This is a genomic window from Streptomyces sp. NPDC037401, assembly GCF_055602345.1.
In genome coordinates this window covers 14,834-30,152 of the sequence record NZ_JBVJWO010000046.1, presented here as the reverse complement: position 1 = coordinate 30,152, position 15,319 = coordinate 14,834, and the positions used below count along the sequence as shown (strand labels likewise).

The 15,319-nt window shown below is 72.1% G+C and carries 15 protein-coding genes; 6 read left to right on the top strand and 9 right to left on the bottom strand.

Annotated features, from left to right (window positions below; translation table 11 throughout):
* Positions 1-161: 161 nt before the first annotated feature.
* Together ACZ7H1_RS33365 and ACZ7H1_RS33360 are read right to left on the bottom strand one after the other, a co-directional pair.
* A complete protein-coding gene (locus tag ACZ7H1_RS33365; RefSeq protein ID WP_470791794.1) occupies positions 162-1,397 on the bottom strand; it encodes a cytochrome P450 family protein in 1,236 nt (411 codons plus the stop codon).
* 64 nt (positions 1,398-1,461) lie between these two features.
* Positions 1,462-1,734: a phosphopantetheine-binding protein gene (locus ACZ7H1_RS33360; protein ID WP_470791793.1), complete on the bottom strand. Its 273-nt coding sequence runs from the start codon at positions 1,732-1,734 to the stop codon at positions 1,462-1,464.
* Between the two features lie 226 nt (positions 1,735-1,960).
* Here ACZ7H1_RS33360 and ACZ7H1_RS33355 point away from each other — a divergent pair, with 226 nt between their 5' ends.
* Positions 1,961-3,283, top strand: a complete 1,323-nt coding sequence (locus ACZ7H1_RS33355) for an MFS transporter (protein WP_470791791.1) — start codon at positions 1,961-1,963, stop codon at positions 3,281-3,283.
* A 60-nt stretch (positions 3,284-3,343) separates the two neighbouring features.
* Here the strand turns inward: ACZ7H1_RS33355 and ACZ7H1_RS33350 are convergent, their stop codons facing one another.
* Both ACZ7H1_RS33350 and ACZ7H1_RS33345 read right to left on the bottom strand, forming a co-directional pair.
* Complete coding sequence (locus ACZ7H1_RS33350; RefSeq protein WP_470791790.1) at positions 3,344-3,841, bottom strand: carboxymuconolactone decarboxylase family protein; 498 nt, start codon at positions 3,839-3,841, stop codon at positions 3,344-3,346.
* A 90-nt stretch (positions 3,842-3,931) separates the two neighbouring features.
* Positions 3,932-4,939 carry a hypothetical protein gene (locus ACZ7H1_RS33345; RefSeq protein WP_470791789.1) on the bottom strand — a complete coding sequence of 336 codons (1,008 nt, stop codon included), beginning with the start codon at positions 4,937-4,939 and terminating at the stop codon, positions 3,932-3,934.
* A 341-nt stretch (positions 4,940-5,280) separates the two neighbouring features.
* Here ACZ7H1_RS33345 and ACZ7H1_RS33340 point away from each other — a divergent pair, with 341 nt between their 5' ends.
* Positions 5,281-5,808: a hypothetical protein gene (locus ACZ7H1_RS33340; protein ID WP_470791787.1), complete on the top strand. Its 528-nt coding sequence runs from the start codon at positions 5,281-5,283 to the stop codon at positions 5,806-5,808.
* Between the two features lie 52 nt (positions 5,809-5,860).
* On the opposite strand, the gene ACZ7H1_RS33335 is transcribed toward ACZ7H1_RS33340, so the two are convergent.
* The gene (locus ACZ7H1_RS33335) at positions 5,861-7,768 is read right to left on the bottom strand and encodes an acyl-CoA dehydrogenase family protein (protein WP_470791785.1); all 1,908 of its coding nucleotides are present in this window, start codon (positions 7,766-7,768) and stop codon (positions 5,861-5,863) included.
* 418 nt (positions 7,769-8,186) lie between these two features.
* Here ACZ7H1_RS33335 and ACZ7H1_RS33330 point away from each other — a divergent pair, with 418 nt between their 5' ends.
* The 3 genes from ACZ7H1_RS33330 (at position 8,187) to ACZ7H1_RS33320 (ending at position 11,075) form a co-directional block, all read left to right on the top strand.
* Entirely contained in the window at positions 8,187-8,864 is a 678-nt protein-coding gene (locus ACZ7H1_RS33330; protein WP_470791784.1) for a ScbR family autoregulator-binding transcription factor, read from the top strand.
* Positions 8,865-8,997: 133 nt separating this feature from the next.
* A complete protein-coding gene (locus ACZ7H1_RS33325; RefSeq protein ID WP_470791782.1) occupies positions 8,998-10,191 on the top strand; it encodes a cytochrome P450 in 1,194 nt (397 codons plus the stop codon).
* A gap of 251 nt (positions 10,192-10,442) precedes the next feature.
* The gene (locus tag ACZ7H1_RS33320; RefSeq protein WP_470791781.1) at positions 10,443-11,075 is read left to right on the top strand and encodes a ScbR family autoregulator-binding transcription factor; all 633 of its coding nucleotides are present in this window, start codon (positions 10,443-10,445) and stop codon (positions 11,073-11,075) included.
* Positions 11,076-11,095: 20 nt separating this feature from the next.
* Here ACZ7H1_RS33320 and ACZ7H1_RS33315 read toward each other — a convergent pair whose 3' ends face one another.
* Entirely contained in the window at positions 11,096-11,476 is a 381-nt protein-coding gene (locus ACZ7H1_RS33315; protein WP_470791779.1) for a nuclear transport factor 2 family protein, read from the bottom strand.
* 157 nt (positions 11,477-11,633) lie between these two features.
* Here ACZ7H1_RS33315 and ACZ7H1_RS33310 point away from each other — a divergent pair, with 157 nt between their 5' ends.
* Positions 11,634-12,002, top strand: coding sequence for a hypothetical protein (locus tag ACZ7H1_RS33310; RefSeq protein ID WP_470791777.1), 369 nt, complete (start codon positions 11,634-11,636; stop codon positions 12,000-12,002).
* 54 nt (positions 12,003-12,056) lie between these two features.
* Here the strand turns inward: ACZ7H1_RS33310 and ACZ7H1_RS33305 are convergent, their stop codons facing one another.
* The 3 genes from ACZ7H1_RS33305 to ACZ7H1_RS33295 form a co-directional block, all read right to left on the bottom strand.
* Positions 12,057-12,266, bottom strand: a complete 210-nt coding sequence (locus tag ACZ7H1_RS33305; RefSeq protein WP_470791776.1) for an acyl-CoA carboxylase subunit epsilon — start codon at positions 12,264-12,266, stop codon at positions 12,057-12,059.
* 277 nt (positions 12,267-12,543) lie between these two features.
* Positions 12,544-13,377 (bottom strand): 4'-phosphopantetheinyl transferase family protein, encoded by an 834-nt coding sequence (locus ACZ7H1_RS33300; RefSeq protein WP_470791774.1) that lies wholly within the window; start codon positions 13,375-13,377, stop codon positions 12,544-12,546.
* Between the two features lie 110 nt (positions 13,378-13,487).
* On the bottom strand, positions 13,488-15,242 hold the full coding sequence (locus ACZ7H1_RS33295) for an acyl-CoA dehydrogenase (RefSeq protein WP_470791773.1): 1,755 nt from the start codon (positions 15,240-15,242) through the stop codon (positions 13,488-13,490).
* Positions 15,243-15,319 lie beyond the last annotated feature (77 nt).

Genomic DNA, 15,319 nt, shown 5'->3' with positions numbered 1-15,319 from the left:
AAGAAAAAAAGCAAAGGAAACCCCCCCCCCCCCCCCCCCCCCCCCCCCCCCCCCCCCCCCCCCGCTGCTGTTCCCGGGGCCTTGCACGGTGCCTGCCGCGAGGTGCGGTGCGCGCGGGCCGTGCAGGCTGCTGCGTGTGTGCCTGCGCGGCCCGCGCGGTCTCAGGCGGCCGTGGCCGCCGCGGGCACGGCCGCGGTCAGCCGCACCGGCAGGGCGCGGTGGCCGTTCATGATGAAGGTCGGCAGCGGCTGCAGCTCGTCCGCGTCCACCGCCAGGGACAGGTCGGGGAAGCGCGCGAACAGCGTGGACAGGCCCACGGTCGCCACCAGCCGGGCCACTCCGGCGCCCAGGCAGTAGTGCGGGCCGAAGCCGAAGGACAGGTGCTCCTTGTCCTCGCGGGTGATGTCGAAGGCGCAGGCGCTCTGGCCGTGCAGCCCGGGGTCCCGGCCCACCGCGCTGTAATTGACGAGGATCGGGTCGCCCTGCGGGATCGTCACCCCGTCCAGCTCGATGTCCTGGACGGCGTACCGCAGCGGCAGGTGCGCCAGCGGCGACTCCACCCGCAGCGTCTCGTCGATGACGTCGTCCCAGGCGGCCTTGCCGGACAGCACGAGCTCCTTCTGCCCGGGGTGCGTGAGCAGGGCCGTGATGGCGTTGTCGAAGAAGTTGATGGTGGTCTCGGAGCCGGCGCCGAGGATCGCGAAGATCGTGTCGCACAGCTCGGCCTCGGACAGCCGGGAGCCGTCCTCGTCCCGTGCGGCGATCAGGTCGCTGGTGATGTCCTCGCCCGGCTCGGCCCGCTTCTGCGCGACGAGCTCCTCCATGGCACCGCGCCAGTTCGCCAGCACGGACTGGGCCTGCTCGGGGCTGACGGTGGTGTCCACCATCATGTCGATGACCTTCGCCGTGGCGACGCGCTGCTCCTCGCCCATGCCGATCAGCTCGGCCACGAGCATGGCGGGCAGCGGGTACGCGAAACGCTCGCGCAGGTCGACGACCTCGCCCGGCTCCACGGCCGCGAGCGAGTCCAGCAGGTGGTTCGTCAGGCCCTCGATCAGCGGGCGGACGGCCTCGGTACGGCGCGGCGTGAAGGCCTTGCCGACCAGGCGGCGCAGCCGGACGTGGTCTTTGCCGTAGGCGGTGACCATGTTGTCCATCGCGACCCAGCTGATCATCTCCCAGTTGGGCGGGATCTCGCCGTTGATGAACTTGGGCCAGTGGTTGCGGGCGCTCTTGGTGACCTGCGGATCCGTCAGGACCTTCCGTATGCTTGCGTAGTCGTTGATCGACCAGGCCAGGACCCCGCCGGGAAGTTCCACCTGTGTCGCGGCGCCCTGGGCGCGCAGCGCGGCGGCCTCGGCATGGATGTCCCGTCCGGTGGTGTCAAGCGTGTGCACGACGGGGCAGCGTTGTTCCATGGAATTTCTCCCGGAATCTCGTGAAGCGAGGTGAAGGGACTGGTTACTCGGAAATTCCGGCGCGCTCGGCGACGATGCCGATGAGGGATCCCAGCGTGGGGTCCTCCTCGAATATGTCGCCGACGTCGATCAGAATCCCGAGCTCGTCCTCGACCCGCGACACGATGCGGACCGCGGCGATCGACTCGCCGCTGAGCTCGAAGAACGTGGCGTCCTCCAATTCCGTGACGGCCTCTCCCAACACCTCGGTCCAGATCTCGGCCACCTTCCTCTCGATCACCGAAATACTCGTGCGCTCAATGAGATCGCCGCTCATGGAAAACCCCTTCGCTGATTCTTCTGAATCGCCGATTCACCGGCCGGTGCTCACCGTCGCAGCGTCACATCCGGCCGTGTCACGAGGCATCTCCTGGATTGCGGGGACAGCGGCCTGCGCAGGTCCGCACCCTCGGAGTTGGCCGGAAACCGGGCGATCGCAACGATGAGGCGCCAGTCTTACGGCCAACGGCGCAACTCCCCCCGGACCCGTCCCAGGAGAATCAATGACCGCCACCGCAGCACCGCCCGCCCCGGCAAGGCCCAACCGCCGCTCGGTCGCCGCCACTGTCGTGGGCAACGCCGTCGAGTCCTTCGACATGCTTGCCTACGGTCTCTTCGCCCCGCTGTTCGCCGCACAGTTCTTCCCGTCCTCCAACCCGGTCACCTCGCTGCTCGGCGCCTTCGCCGTCCTCGGCATCGGCGTCCTGGCCCGCCCCCTCGGCGGCATCCTGCTGGGCAAGTACGCCGACCGGCACGGCCGGCGCCCCGCCCTGCTGCTGTCGATCGTCCTGATGACCAGCGGCTCGGTCCTCATCGGCGTGGCGCCCACGTACGAGCACATAGGCATACTCGCCCCGCTCCTGCTGGTGGCCGCGCGCATCGGGCAGGGCATGTCCGCGGGCGGCGAGTGGCCCACGGCGGCCGCCTACCTGATGGAGGAGGCGCCGGAGAAGCGCAAGTGCCTCTACGGCAGCCTGTTCTCCCTCTCCACGGGCCTCGGCGTGCTGACCGCCTCCGCCATCGGCGGCATCATGACGGCCCTCGTGGGCCCCGCGGCCATGTCCTCCTGGGGCTGGCGGGTCCCGTTCCTCGTCGGCGGCGTCTTCGGGGTGGTCCTCATGGTGCTGCGCAACCGCCTCGCCGAGACGGCCGTCTTCCAGCGCGAGGTGCGCGGCCGCCGCTCCCGCGGCTCCCTGCGCCAGGTCCTGCGCAGCCACCGCCGCTCCGTACTGCTCTCCGTACTGATCGTCTCGGGCATCGCCACCGTCAGCGGCGTGTGGTCCGCGGTGGTGCCCGCCATGGGCCAGCGGCTGGCCCCGCCCGGGATGATGTTCCAGGTCGTGGTCTGCGCGGTCGGCATCATGCTGGTGCTCAACGTGCCGCTGGGGATGCTCGCCGACCGGATCGGCGCGACCAGGTTCCTCGCGGGCGTGACCGTCTTCTTCGCGGTCTTCGGCTCGTACGGCTACCTCAACCTGAGCGGGAACTTCGCCAGCCTGCTGCTCGCCTACGGCAGCGGCGTGGTCTACCTGGTCTCCGTCACCACCGTGCTGCCCAAGCTGCTCTCGGAGATCTTCCCGCCGCAGGTGCGCGTCCTGGGCATGGGCCTGCCGCACGCCGTGACCACCGCAGTGCTCGGCGGCGCGGTCCCGGCGCTGGCCACCTACCTCGCCGACCGCGGCCTCTCCGGCTGGTTCGTCGCCGGGATGCTGGTGATGCTGGTACCGGCCCTGCCGGCCGCCTTCCTCTCCCGCGCCCACGTCCGCACCCTGTCGGCGGCGGTGCCCGGGCACGGCCCGGAGCCGGTCCTCGCGGCCGCGAACTGACCCCGCGCCCCCTGCCGGCCGGAAGGCCGGCGGGGGCGGGGGCCGGCCGTGCAGGGCAGATCAGTCCCCGGACGGCGGGAGGTAGCCCTTCGTGGCCAGGTGGAGGCCGATCTCGTCGTACGCCGCCGGGTCCTCGGGCGTGATCGCCCCGAGGCCGTCCACGTACCGGTTGAACATGCAGAACGCCGCCGCGATCAGCACCGCGTCGTGGATCGCCTCGTCGTCGGCGCCCGCGGCCCGCGCCGCCTCCACGTCCTCGGGGCCGACCGTGCGGGCATCCCCGCGGACCTTCCCGGCGATCCGCAGCAGGGCCCGCAGCCGCTCGTCGACCGGCGCGGTCTCCACGTCCTTCTTGACCGCCTCCACCAGGTCGTAGCCGCCCTCGTGGGTGTGCGCGGCGGCCGCCGAGTGCGAGCCCGTGCAGTACCGGGTGCTGTTGAGGTGCGAGACGTACGCGGCGATCACCTCCCGCTCGCCGACGGTGAGCGGGGACTCCCCGCGCAGCAGCTGCTGGGCGAGCTCGTTCATCTTCAGCCCGGACAGGGGCTTGCTGGCCATCAGGCCACGGATCCCCGGCACCTGGGCTGGTATCGCGATGTGCGGCATGCCGTTCGCTCTCCCTTACGGTCAACTGCGTTACGAGCCAACCTAGTTGTTGAACCAGGGCGTGGTGGTGGGATCCGTCCCGAACTGGGCCAGCATCAGGTCGGCGACCTTCTGCTGGCCGGTGGCGCTGGGGTGGACCCGGTCCGACACCAGGTCCGAGCATTTCCACTCGAGGCCGTCGCTGCGCCCCGGGATGCCGCCCGCCACGCGGTCGGAGCCCAGCCCGTCGGCCCACAGGTACGGGCCCCAGGACAGCCAGGGCGCGACGCCGCCGGGGCCGTACGAGAGCGTGGGGTCCCCGTTGATCTGGTCCTCGATCAGCTTCTTGACGGCGAAGCCCTGCTGGTACGCGCCCGCTTGGCGGACCGGGTTGTAGGTGTAGATGCGGCTGGCCACGTAGCCGACGGCCAGGTTCGGGTAGCCGGTTCGGGCATTGCGCACGATGCCGGCGAGGGCGTTGCGCAGGGTCTGCGCGCCGGCCGGGAAGGCACCGAGGCTGTCGCCGACGAACTGCTCCTTCAGCCACAGCGCCTGCACCTGCGCGGGGGTCACTCCGGCACTGGAGAGCCGGGTTGCGAGCACGGACCAGGTGGTGTCCGACGGGTTGGCCCAGGCGTTCGCGTCCTTGCCGCCCTGTGCGCCGTCGACGAGGACCAGCTTGGGGTTCTTGCCGCCCCACGCGTTGACGGTCGTGATGAACTTCTGGAACTCCTGGGTGGTGTTCGACATGCCGATGGAGATCAGCACGATCTTGCCGTTGACCAGGTCGACCTGTCCCGACGCGTTGCGCGGGAGCACCTGGTTCTGCGCGAGGTCCACACCGGCGGCGTCGTGCGCGGCGGGCCGGGTGTTGCTGCCGTTCGGGTAGAGCCCGCCCGTCTGACCCTGGTAGGTGCCGGTGCCCAGGTCGTTCAGGGGCACCAGGCCGCTGTGGCCGGCGGTGCAGTCGGTGGGCGGCGCGGCCGATGCGGTCGGCTCGGGGACGAGCGTCGCCGCCACGGCGCCGGCGGCCGTCAGCAGGATCGCGAGCATCCGTCGATGGTCGGGCATGGGTCCTCCGTCGGACATCGGGGAAAGGGCGGACGGCGAGGACCGGTCGGGGCCCGCGCCTCGGTGCGCATCGCGCTCGCGCCGCCTGATCCTCGTTCCGCCCGGCCCGCCCGGGCACCTTCTGGATTGCTCGGGGGAGCGCCCGCCACGACTCGCCGAGGTCGGGCCCGGCGGGCCCGGTCCGCACCGGCACCCGGCGCTGCGGACCGCGCGGGCCGGGCGTCGTCGCGAGCGCCGTGGCGGGCCCCGCGCTGCACGCACCCCTTATTGCGTTGCGCACGCCCTACGGGAACCGCACCATGTGCGGGGCAGCGAACGGTGTACGGCACACGGAGGACGGCATGGCGACGGAGCGAGCGGGCGAACTCCCCGCAGCGCCCGGCCCGTTGGCGTCGTTCGCCCGCTTCGTGCTGTGCGGCGGCGGGCTGGGCGCCGCCTCGGGCGCCGCCGTCGCCGCGCTGTCCGGACTGCTGCCCTGGGCCCTGGCCAACGCCCTGGTGACCGTCGCCTCGACGGTCCTCGGCACCGTGCTGCACGCCCGCTACACCTTCGGCGCCGGCCGGCGGCCGGGGCGGCGCGAGCACCTCCAGTCCGCCGGGTCGGCCGCCGCCGCGTACGCCGCGACCAGCGCCGCGATGTCCGTCCTGTTCCTGCTCCGGCCCGCGCCCGGTCTGCTGACCGAGCAGGCCGTCTACCTCTCGGCCTCCGCACTCGCGGGCCTCGGCCGCTTCCTGGTCCTGCGCCTGGTCGTCTTCGCGGCCCGCGTGCCGGCCGCGCCCCTGCCGCCGCCCGTGGTGGTGCGGACCACGGTCGGGCCGGCGGCGGACCACACCGCCGGCCGGAAGCTGCAGGTCCTCGTCGCCGCGTGACCGGCCGTGTCGGCGGCGGCCGGTGTGCTGCGGCGAGCGGTGGGGGTACGGCTCAGCCGAACAGCCCCGCGGTGCGCTCACCGGTGCTGCCGAGGTACTGGTCCACGTAGTTGCCGTTGGCGATCGGGATGGCCGACATGACCTCCTCCGGCAGGTCGAAAGCGTCGACCAGGGTCATCAGGTGCGGGGCGAGGTCGCAGAGCACGGTGTCCACGGTCCGCGGCAGGTCCTGGACGTGCCGGACGGCCATCCGCTCCTCGGCCAGCAGGTCTCCCGTGTGCTCGCGCAGCTGCTGGAGCAGGAAGAGCCGGCACAGGCTCTTGAGCAGGAACCGTGCCGCGGGGTCGGCTGCTCGTTCCGCGGCCTCGATGAACGCGTCCGCCGCTTCGAGGCGGGCGTGGGCCGAGACCATTTCGAGGGCCGGGCCCGAGGTCTCGTTCCAGCGGCCGATCGGGTCGCCGGACGGACCCTGGCGCAGGGCCGCGCGGGCCCGCTTCTGCCACAGGACCACCACCTCGGCGAGGAGGTCGCGCAGGAAGTCCAGGTCCGTCAGCTCCCGGTCCGCTGCCGGGAGGCCGTGGGAATCGCTCAGCTGCACGTCGTGGCCGAAGAGCATCTCGGAGGCGGCCTTCTGCCAGATGACCAGGTTGTCGCCCTCGGCCGTGATGGTCAGCTCGATGTTCGGCTGGAAGTCGGGCAGGCGGTTGACGTGGAACAGCCCCTGCGCACCGCAGCGCTCGCGGCACTCGATGGTGATCTCGCGCGACTGCCAGGTGATCCAGCCCTTGGCAACGGCCACCAGGCGCTCGGCCTCGTCCCGGTCGAGATGCGTGCGGTCGGCCCACCGGTTCACGGCCTTGCGCTGGAGGAAGGTCATCCCGTAGGCGGTGGCGAGGGAGCGCAGCAGCCGCTCGTGGTGGCTGCGGTGCGCGGTCAGGGGCACGCGCTCGCCGGCCTTGGGCCCGCTGACGTGCCGGTGGTGGGCGTAGCGGACGGCGATGGCCAGCGAGGCGCGCGCGCCGCCGAGCGCGGCGGCGCTCATGCAGAGCTTGCCCATGGTCACGCGGCCGATGGAGTGGAGGAAGCGCTTGCGCCGGTTGCCCAGGCTGCTGCTGAGCGAGCCGTCGGGCGCCAGCTGGCCGTGCTCCGCTTCGAGTAAGGCGTCCCGCGGGAGCCACACGTTGTCGAAGGCGGTGAGGCAGTGGTCGACCGGGCTGCCTGCCCGGTCGGGCAGCTTGCGGACGCGGACGCCCGGCAGGTGGCCCATCTCGTCGCTGAGCGGCGTGAGGAAGAGGAACACCCCGTGGTCCTTGCCCTCGACGATCAGGCGGGCGGCGACCACTGCGGTCTTGGGGCCGCCGATCATGCTCGTGTTCGGCATGAACTTCTGCGCGCCGGGGCCGGGGGTGTTCAGGAAGAAACCGCCGCTGACCGGGTCGAGCGTGGCCGTCGTCTGCAGGGCCGCTGCGTCGTTGCCGTGCTCCAGCTCCGTGCACAGAAACGTTCCTGTGCGGTCCAGCGACGTGAACCGGGACAGGTTCCTGCGGTATCCGTCGTGATCGAGGATGCTGCCCAGGAACAGGTTGTAGTGGATGCTCGCGAGGGTGCACACGCCGCTGTCCATGAAACCGGACCACTCGTGCAGGGAGGCCAGCCGACGGGGGTCGGAGGCGAGCGTTTCCGGGTTGTCCACCACGCCGTTGACCATGCGCAGCCGGTCGTAGGACAGGGCCGTGCGCTGCTCCGCGCTCAGGCCGGGACGGTAGGCGAAGCCGGGGGAACCGATGATCCGGCGCCAGGGCTCGTGGACCTTCTCGCGGTCCTCGCCGTCGAAGAGCAGGTGTACCAGTTCGCCGACGGCCGGAACCACGGTTCTGCGCGCGGTCGTGGTCGGGTTGGCGGACGCCTCGTGCGCCCGGATGCTGCTGTCTGTCTCCTTCTGGAACGTGAGCAAGGTCATGCCGCTGGAACCCCCGTGATGGACCCATTAAGTGGCAACGCAGATCCATAAGATACGTACCAACCGGTTTTTATTCAAGGCCCTTCCTGCCCGGCGACCGCACCCCGGGGGTCGTGGGCGGCGGCTCGTGATGGTGATCTCCGAACAGGGCTTTTAGGGGTGTGACGTGCTCACATCTCCTCTGAGCAGGGCGTTCGGGGGAGGTGGCGGTGGTTCCGCTTCGAGGGCCCCAGAAACCGGCAGACCGGTTTTAAATCGAGGAAAAGCGCACCCCACTGTGCGGGTGCTGTTTTCGTCAACCTGGCCCTCATCACCAGTGATTCCACTCTGCAAGGGCATGGCTACAGAATGTGACGGGTGCTAGAATACGAACCTTACGGTTTATTTTTAACGGCCACGGGGGGCAGGGAGGTGTGTTGTGGCGCAGCAGGAGCGGGCTATCAGGACGCGGGAGAAGATCCTCGTTGCGGCAGCGGAGGTGTTCGATGAGGTCGGGTACGACGCGGCGACGATCTCCGAGATCCTGAAGCGGTCCGAGGTCACCAAGGGCGCCCTGTACTTCCACTTCGCCTCCAAGGACGAGCTCGCCCAGGCGGTGCTCGCCAATCAGCTGGCGGCGATGCCGCCGGTGCCGCCCACGGACCTGAGCCTCCAGCAGGGACTGGACGAGGCACTGCTGTTGGCGTACATGCTCGCGCAGGGCGACCCGATGGTGCGAGGGAGTATCCGCCTCACCGTGGAGACCGGTGCCCCGCTGGACGGGCTGGACCGGAGCGTTCCGATGCAGGGGTGGATCGACCACAACATCGAGACGCTGGAGAAGGCCCGCGCGGGCGGGGAGCTGCTGCCCCACGTGGACATTCCCACGACCGCACGGATGTTCGTCGCAGCCTTCACCGGTGTGCAGATTCTGTCTAAGATCATGACCGGGCACGCGGACATCACGCATCGGGTGACCGACATTCAAAGGCACTTGATGACCGCCATCGCGGTGCCCGGTGTTCTCGTGCAGATGGACTTCGCCCCCGACCGGGGAAGGCGGGTGTACGAGGCCGCCGTGGCGCTTCGGGAGACCTTGGAGTCGGCACCCCACTGATGGACCCCGGAGCGTCCGGGGCGGGGGAGGACTGGTCCGTTCCCTCGGTGTGCACGTACTGACTCACGGCACGTGAGACGACAGAACGGAGCACACGGTGGATTCGGGTGCCTGCCCCTATGTGCTGGACGTGATGGGGAGCGATCTCAACGGTGAAGCGGCTCGGCTCCGTGCGCAGGGGCCGGCCGTCGAGGTGGAGATGCCGGGCGGCGTGATCGCCTGGGCCGTGGTGCGCCAGCAGCTGGTCGAACGGCTGCTGGTCGACCCCCGCGTCTCCAAGGACGCCCGGCAGCACTGGCCCGCGTTCATCGAAGGGCGGATCACGGCCGAATGGCCGCTCTACCCGTGGGTGGCGAACGAGAACATGCTCTTCTCCTACGGGGAGAAGCACGCCCGGCTGCGGCGGCTGGTCGCCCCGGTGTTCACGGCCCGCCGCACCCAGGGCCTGCGGACCCGCATCGAGGGCATCAGCGCCGCGTACCTCGACGAACTGGCGGCCGGCGCCCCCGGCGAGGTGGTGGACCTGCGCGCGCAGTACGCCGAGCAGCTCCCCGTGCGGGTGATCTGCGCCCTCCTCGACGTCGAACAGGGCGCCGCCACGGACGAGTTGTACGGCGCCATACGCATGGTGTTCAGCACCACGGTGAGCGGCGAGGAGATGGAAGCGGCGCGGATGCTCGCCTACCGGCTGCTGTCGGAGCTCGCAGCCGCCAAGCGGGCCCGCCCCGGCGACGACCTGATCTCCGCACTGGTGGCGGTCCACGACGACGGCGACGGGCTGACCGAGGAGGAGCTCCTCGGCACGCTGTTCCTGTTGTTCGGCGGTGCACAGGAAACGGTGTGCACGCTCATCGCCAACGCCGCGGCGGCCCTGCTCGCCGATCCCGCGCAGCTGGAGCACGTCCGGGCCGGGCGGGCCACGTGGGAGGACGTCGTCTTCGAGACGATGCGGGCGCACACCCCCGGTGCCTACGCGCCGATGCGCTTCGCCGTCGAGGACATCGACCTGGAAGGCGTCCTCATCAAGAAGGGCGACCCCATCCTCGTCAACTTCGCCGCTCCCGGTGTCGATCCGGACCGCCACGGGCCCGACGCCGAACGGTTCGACGTACTGCGCGGGGACCGCGACATCCTGGGCTTCGGGCACGGCACCCACCACTGCCCCGGGGCCCCGCTGGCCGTGCTGGAGGCGAGCATCGCCCTCTCGGCGCTCTTCGAGCGGTTCCCGGACATGGCTCTCGCGAAGCCCGTGGACGAGCTGCAGCCCATGCCGACGTTCCTCATCAACGGCTACGGAAACGTTCCGGCGGTGCTGCGCCCCGTGTGAGCCGGCGCCCGGCGGGCGTACGGCGGGAGTGCCCGAGGGCCCCGCGGCTGCGGCCGCGGGGCCCTTCCGCGTGCGCGCACGGAGTCGGCCCTGCGCGGCGCCTGCGCGACGCCGGATCGTTCCACCCGGCCTTGAGCCGTCCGCGAGGGAGGTTGCCCATGATCGCCGTGTCGCGTGCGTGTGGATGCCGCCGCGGCCGGAGCCGGGCCGTCCCGTAAGCACGGCAGCAGCACCCGCAGTACGGAGCCCCCATGGCGAGACAGGAACGCGCGGTGCGTACGCGCAGTGCGCTGATCGCGGCGGCGGCCGAGACCTTCCACCGGGAGGGCGTGGTGGTGGCCTCGCTCGCCACCATCAGCGCCCGGGCCGGGGTGAGCAGCGGCGCACTGCACTTCCACTTCGCCAGCAAGACCGAACTCGCCGAGGCGGTGGAGCGGGAGGCCGCCCGCCGCCTGGGGCGGATCGTGGCGGACGATCCCCGGCAGCCGCCGGGCGACGCCCTGCAGCGGCTGATCGACGCCACCCACGCCCTCGTGCGCGCTCTCGACGAGGACATCGTCCTGCGGGTCGGTTTCGGACTGTGCGGGGCACAGCGGCGCGAGGCCGCACAGCGCGACCTGTGCACCGACTGGCGGGAGTGGATACGGGGCGTCCTCGCCCGGGCCGAAGCCCGGGGCGTGCTCGTGGGCGGGGTCCGTGCGGACGAGGTGGCCGACCTCGTGGTGGCGGCCACGGTCGGTCTCGAAGTCCTCGGCCGTCAGGACGAGCGGTGGCTCTCGCCCCCTGTCCTGACCCGCTTCTGGGCACTGGTGCTGCCGGGAATCGCGACGCCGGCGGCCTGCGCCGCGCTGCTGCCGGGCGGCACCGCGGGCGCGGGGCGCTGACGGCGGTCCGCCGTCGGCTTTCACACCAGGTCGTCGCGGGTGACGGAGCGGTGCCGCAGGACCCATCCGTGCGACCCGTCCGCCTCCGCGGCGCGGACCAGCACGTCCTCCAGGACGCGGACGTGCAGTCCCTTCTGGCCGCCGCCGCGCGGAGCCGTGTAGACCAGCGCGCTGCACTTGGTGAGCACCGTGCCGTCGGGCTGCGGTCGTGCGTCGAGCATGCCGATCCAGTGCCGCGGGGCCTCGCCCGGGGCGTCGCCGGAGCCGGCGGAGTGCTGCGCCTCCTCTGCGTCGAAGAGCCGCATCTGGTGGTCGTAGAACCGCTGGACCTCCGCGTACAGCGCGGCGAATGCCGGGTCCGGTGCCGCGGACCGGGTACGGCCGAGCGTCTCGATGGTCATCTGGCCTGCCCTCCTCCTCCATGGCCTGTCCCATGGACATGGACAGTCTCTGCGGCTCCGATCGAGCCTCCTTCGAACCCACCTCAAGCGGCCGCGGCCTACGTTGGAACGCGCCGCGACGACGCGGACGCCAGGCGAGTCCGAAGGAGAGCGAGCGATGGCGACCGGCACGTACGCGTACCTCCCACTCGACGGGCCGGAGCCCGAACCCCTGCCCGACCCCGCGCACCCGGCCGAACTGCTCTCCCGGGCCTGGGAGGAGGCCGTCGGCATGACGGGCGGCGGCGAGCCGTCCGGCGCGGACGCGCACCACCCGCCGGGGGACGTCTCGGCCGCCGCGCTGCGCGCCCACGGCGCCCTGTGCGCGGGCCTGGGCCGCGGAGTGCCGGTCACCGCGCTCGGCGACCGCCCCGCCGTACGGGACCTGGCCACCTTCCTCGCCGTGTACGCCGCGGCCGACCGGCAGCACCCGGCCGCCACCGGAGCGGCCCGGACATGCCGAAGCCGCCCGCGGCCGGGGGCCTGACGGGCGGCGTACGGACTGTCCTCCGCCGTGGGGGACGGGCTGCGGGGAAAGGGCCTAAGAGGCCCAGGAGCCCGGCGCGATGAAGGACGGCCGGGGGCGCCGGGGCAGCTTGTACACCCGGGCCCTCGTCTGTGAGGCCTGCGCCTCGTGCTGGAGCCGGAGCCGGGCGCCGAAGAGCACGGCCAGGGCCGCGACTTCCTCCGCCGTCGGGTTTCCGCGGGTGATGAGGATCCTCTCCGTTGCTCTTCCCTCGACGCTGCTCATACCGGCCCTTTCGACGCAGAGGCACCGGTCCGGCCGGTGTCGCCACGTCGAGCATCGGACGAGCCGCTACAGCCACGCTCGAATCCCGCCGGAGAACCGCACGGGGCCGGGGCATGCCTGTGCCCCGCTGCCTGGGCGTGGGTGGCCGGGCAGCGGGGCAAGAGGAGCGGCCTGCATCCGGACGGGGGAACCGGTGGCCTGCCGCAGGAACAACTCTCCTACGGGGACCTCGGATGCGCCTGGAGCGACGGCGCAGCACCGGTGGTGCCGCCGGCCGTCAGCCCTGGTCGAGGAGGCCCGCCACCATCGTCAGGAAGCCCTCGTCGAGCATCGTGGAGGCCATGGTGTCGCGCGAGGTGTTCAGGCCCGTGTCGTGGCAGGCGATGCTGATCAGGTACCGGTCGAGCACCGGGTACGTGCCGAACGCCCACTCGCCGCGCGCAGCGGGGCTGCCGTCCGGGGCGAGCAGCCCCGCGCTGCGCCCGCTGCCGGTGGCGAAGCCGAACTCGGAGAAGCCCAGCCGCAGTCCCTGGCCGAGCGCCTTGGTGTAGGCCTCCTTCAGGGTCCACAGCCGCAGCATCGCCGCGGGCTGCTCCGCCTCGGGCAGCGCCGCGAGTTCGGCCTTCTCCGCAGCCGTGCACACCTGGTCCTGCAACAGCTGGAAGGAGAGCTTGCGGCCGGCGGGCTCGGTGTCGACGCCGATCCTGCCGGTGCGGCTGACGCCCACCGCGATCAGCTCGTCGGTGTGGGTCAGGCTGATGTCGATCTGGTCGAAGCCGCGCAGGTACGGACGGCCGCCGATCTTGTACGCGAGGTCCAGGTCGGCGGGGTCGGTGCCGAGCGCCGCCGCCGCCGTGTACTTGACCGCCAGCCGGGACGCGACGAAGCGGTAGCGGATCGTCGGGTCGGTGGTCTGCCGGTACCGCAGCCAGTCCCGGCCGAGCAGCGGGCGCAGCGAGGGCTCCGCGAGCGCCGCGGTGAGCCACTCGCCCCACGTGGTGAACACCGAGGCGTTCCCGCGCAGGAGCATGCCCTCCTCCACCTCCTTCCACGGCCCGGCGGGCCCGGTGACGTGGACCGGCGTGGTGATGCGCGGCGCGTCGTCGGTCATCGCGCTGTCCTCCCCTGGTGCTGGATGTGCCGGCTGTGCTGTGTACGGGGTGCGCGCAGTGCGGAGGTGCGGTGGTGCAGCGGGTGCCGGGCCGGTGCGCGGCGGCTGGGTCACTGCGCGAGTTCCGTCGCGTCGAGGTCGCAGCTGCGGCCCGACCGGTAGCGGCGCATCAGCTCCTCGAGCACCTGCTCCAGGCAGCCGTCGGGGAGTTCGGGCACCGGGATGCCGAGCCGGCCGCCGATCCGGGAGAGGGCGAGGACAGCCCAGGCGGGCGCGGCCAGGAAGGGATCGCTGCCGTCCTGCCCCTCCCAGGTGCCGAGGACCGCGGCGGCCGCGAGGATCAGGGCGTAGCGGTCGCTGAGCACGCACAGGGCGGGGTCGGCCAGGGTGGCCGGGGTGCCGTGGGCGGGAATGGCCAGGCAGCGCTCGCGCAGGGCGCGCAGTTCGCCGACGAAGCCTTCGGCGAGGTCGGCGAGGAAGGCCAGCTGGCCCCCGACCCCGCGTACCTCGGCCAGCCGCGCGGCGGACTCGACGAGCGATGCGGCGAGGAAGTCGCCGCCGTCGGCGATGCCGAGCAGCCGGTAGTCGAGAGCGGGCACGGCGGCCCCGGTGCGGAACAGCTCGGCCGGCGGCTCCTGCTCGCGGAACCACGCCCGTTCGGCGAGGGTGCGCAGCTGGGGGACGATCACGGACTGGCAGGAGGCGGTGCCCGCGTGCCCGAGACCGGCGACGGGCAGATCGCGCGACAGCTTCTCGAGGGCGCCGTACTCGGGCGTGCCGCGCTGGTAGCCGCGGGAGCCGAGGACGGAGGCGAGCTCTTCGAGGTTCTCCCGCAGGAGGTCGGGCACCACGTACTTGACGGCGGCCGCGAGCACATGGGTGCGGTCCGGCAGCAGGCTCAGGGCGCGCAGGGCGACGGTGGCCATGCTGTCGCAGGCGAGCATGTCGGCGAAGACCCCGGCGAGCGGCTTGTGCCAGCGGCGGGCCAGGGGACGGCTGCGGCCGGTGGTGGCGGCGCGCACGGCCGAGTGCAGGACGGTGTCGACGGCGGCGACGGCCGTCGACGCGATGACGCAGCGGTTGACCTGGTACGTGCGCAGGGCGAGGGCCAGTCCCTCGCCGGGGCGGCCGACGAGCGCATCGCCGGGGACGGCGCAGTCGGTGAACTCGAGCCCGGAGAACAGGTTGCCGCGCATGCCGGTGGTGGGGACCCGGGGCAGGTGGCCGACGCCGTGCCGCAGTTCCGCAGGGTCCACGAGCAGTACGGAGTGGCTGTACGGCGTGCGGGCCTGGTCGGTGCGCGCGTAGACGACGTACGCCTGGGAGCGGGCGGCGTTGATGATGACGTCCTTGCGGCCGTTGAGCTCGTAGCCGCCGCCCGGTGCGGCGCCGGCGGTGAACTCGTCGCGCAGGATGTCGTTCGCGTGCGCCATCTCGTGGTGGACGATCGAAGCGCGGCCGCCGCCGAGCAGCAGGTCGGCGGTGAACCGGCGCTGCGCCGGCGTGCCCGCCGCCCAGACCGCGGAGGTGGCGAAGAGCGAGGTGATGCCGAAGCCGAAGCCGAGGGCCAGGTCCCGGCGGAAGACCGGGCGCAGCACCTTGGCCAGGTGGTCGGCGCGGGTGAGCCGGCCGCCGTACTCGGCGGGCACGAACTCCGCCCCGAGCCCGGCCTCGGTGAGCAGCTGCTCGGTGGCCTCCGGCGGCCGGCGCTGCTCGTCGGCGGCGAAGAGGGCGCCGAGGCCGTGGGGGTTGGCGGGGTCGTACGGATCGCCGAGCTGTGCCTCCAGCCGGGCGGCGCGGCGCAGCGGGGCGAGGGCCTCGGCGGGTCGGGTGGCGGAGGTCGCGTGGATCTCGGTGGTGACCATGGTCGCGGGATCAGCTCCTTCGTCGCGGGACTCGCCGTTGCTGGTGGTCCGGGGCTGGTCCGTCCGTGTGCAGGTGG

What these genes read in the sequence shown, in the direction of transcription:
- ACZ7H1_RS33360 (WP_470791793.1), bottom strand. Translation starts at nt 1,734, where the DNA reads ATGAGCGGCGATCTCATTGAGCGCACGAGTATTTCGGTGATCGAGAGG.
- ACZ7H1_RS33355 (WP_470791791.1), top strand. Translation starts at nt 1,961, where the DNA reads ATGACCGCCACCGCAGCACCGCCCGCCCCGGCAAGGCCCAACCGCCGC.
- ACZ7H1_RS33350 (WP_470791790.1), bottom strand. Translation starts at nt 3,841, where the DNA reads ATGGCCAGCAAGCCCCTGTCCGGGCTGAAGATGAACGAGCTCGCCCAG.
- ACZ7H1_RS33345 (WP_470791789.1), bottom strand. Translation starts at nt 4,939, where the DNA reads ATGCCCGACCATCGACGGATGCTCGCGATCCTGCTGACGGCCGCCGGC.
- ACZ7H1_RS33340 (WP_470791787.1), top strand. Translation starts at nt 5,281, where the DNA reads ATGGCGACGGAGCGAGCGGGCGAACTCCCCGCAGCGCCCGGCCCGTTG.
- ACZ7H1_RS33335 (WP_470791785.1), bottom strand. Translation starts at nt 7,768, where the DNA reads ATGACCTTGCTCACGTTCCAGAAGGAGACAGACAGCAGCATCCGGGCG.
- ACZ7H1_RS33325 (WP_470791782.1), top strand. Translation starts at nt 8,998, where the DNA reads ATGGGGAGCGATCTCAACGGTGAAGCGGCTCGGCTCCGTGCGCAGGGG.
- ACZ7H1_RS33320 (WP_470791781.1), top strand. Translation starts at nt 10,443, where the DNA reads ATGGCGAGACAGGAACGCGCGGTGCGTACGCGCAGTGCGCTGATCGCG.
- ACZ7H1_RS33315 (WP_470791779.1), bottom strand. Translation starts at nt 11,476, where the DNA reads ATGACCATCGAGACGCTCGGCCGTACCCGGTCCGCGGCACCGGACCCG.
- ACZ7H1_RS33310 (WP_470791777.1), top strand. Translation starts at nt 11,634, where the DNA reads ATGGCGACCGGCACGTACGCGTACCTCCCACTCGACGGGCCGGAGCCC.
- ACZ7H1_RS33305 (WP_470791776.1), bottom strand. Translation starts at nt 12,266, where the DNA reads ATGAGCAGCGTCGAGGGAAGAGCAACGGAGAGGATCCTCATCACCCGC.
- ACZ7H1_RS33300 (WP_470791774.1), bottom strand. Translation starts at nt 13,377, where the DNA reads ATGACCGACGACGCGCCGCGCATCACCACGCCGGTCCACGTCACCGGG.
- ACZ7H1_RS33295 (WP_470791773.1), bottom strand. Translation starts at nt 15,242, where the DNA reads ATGGTCACCACCGAGATCCACGCGACCTCCGCCACCCGACCCGCCGAG.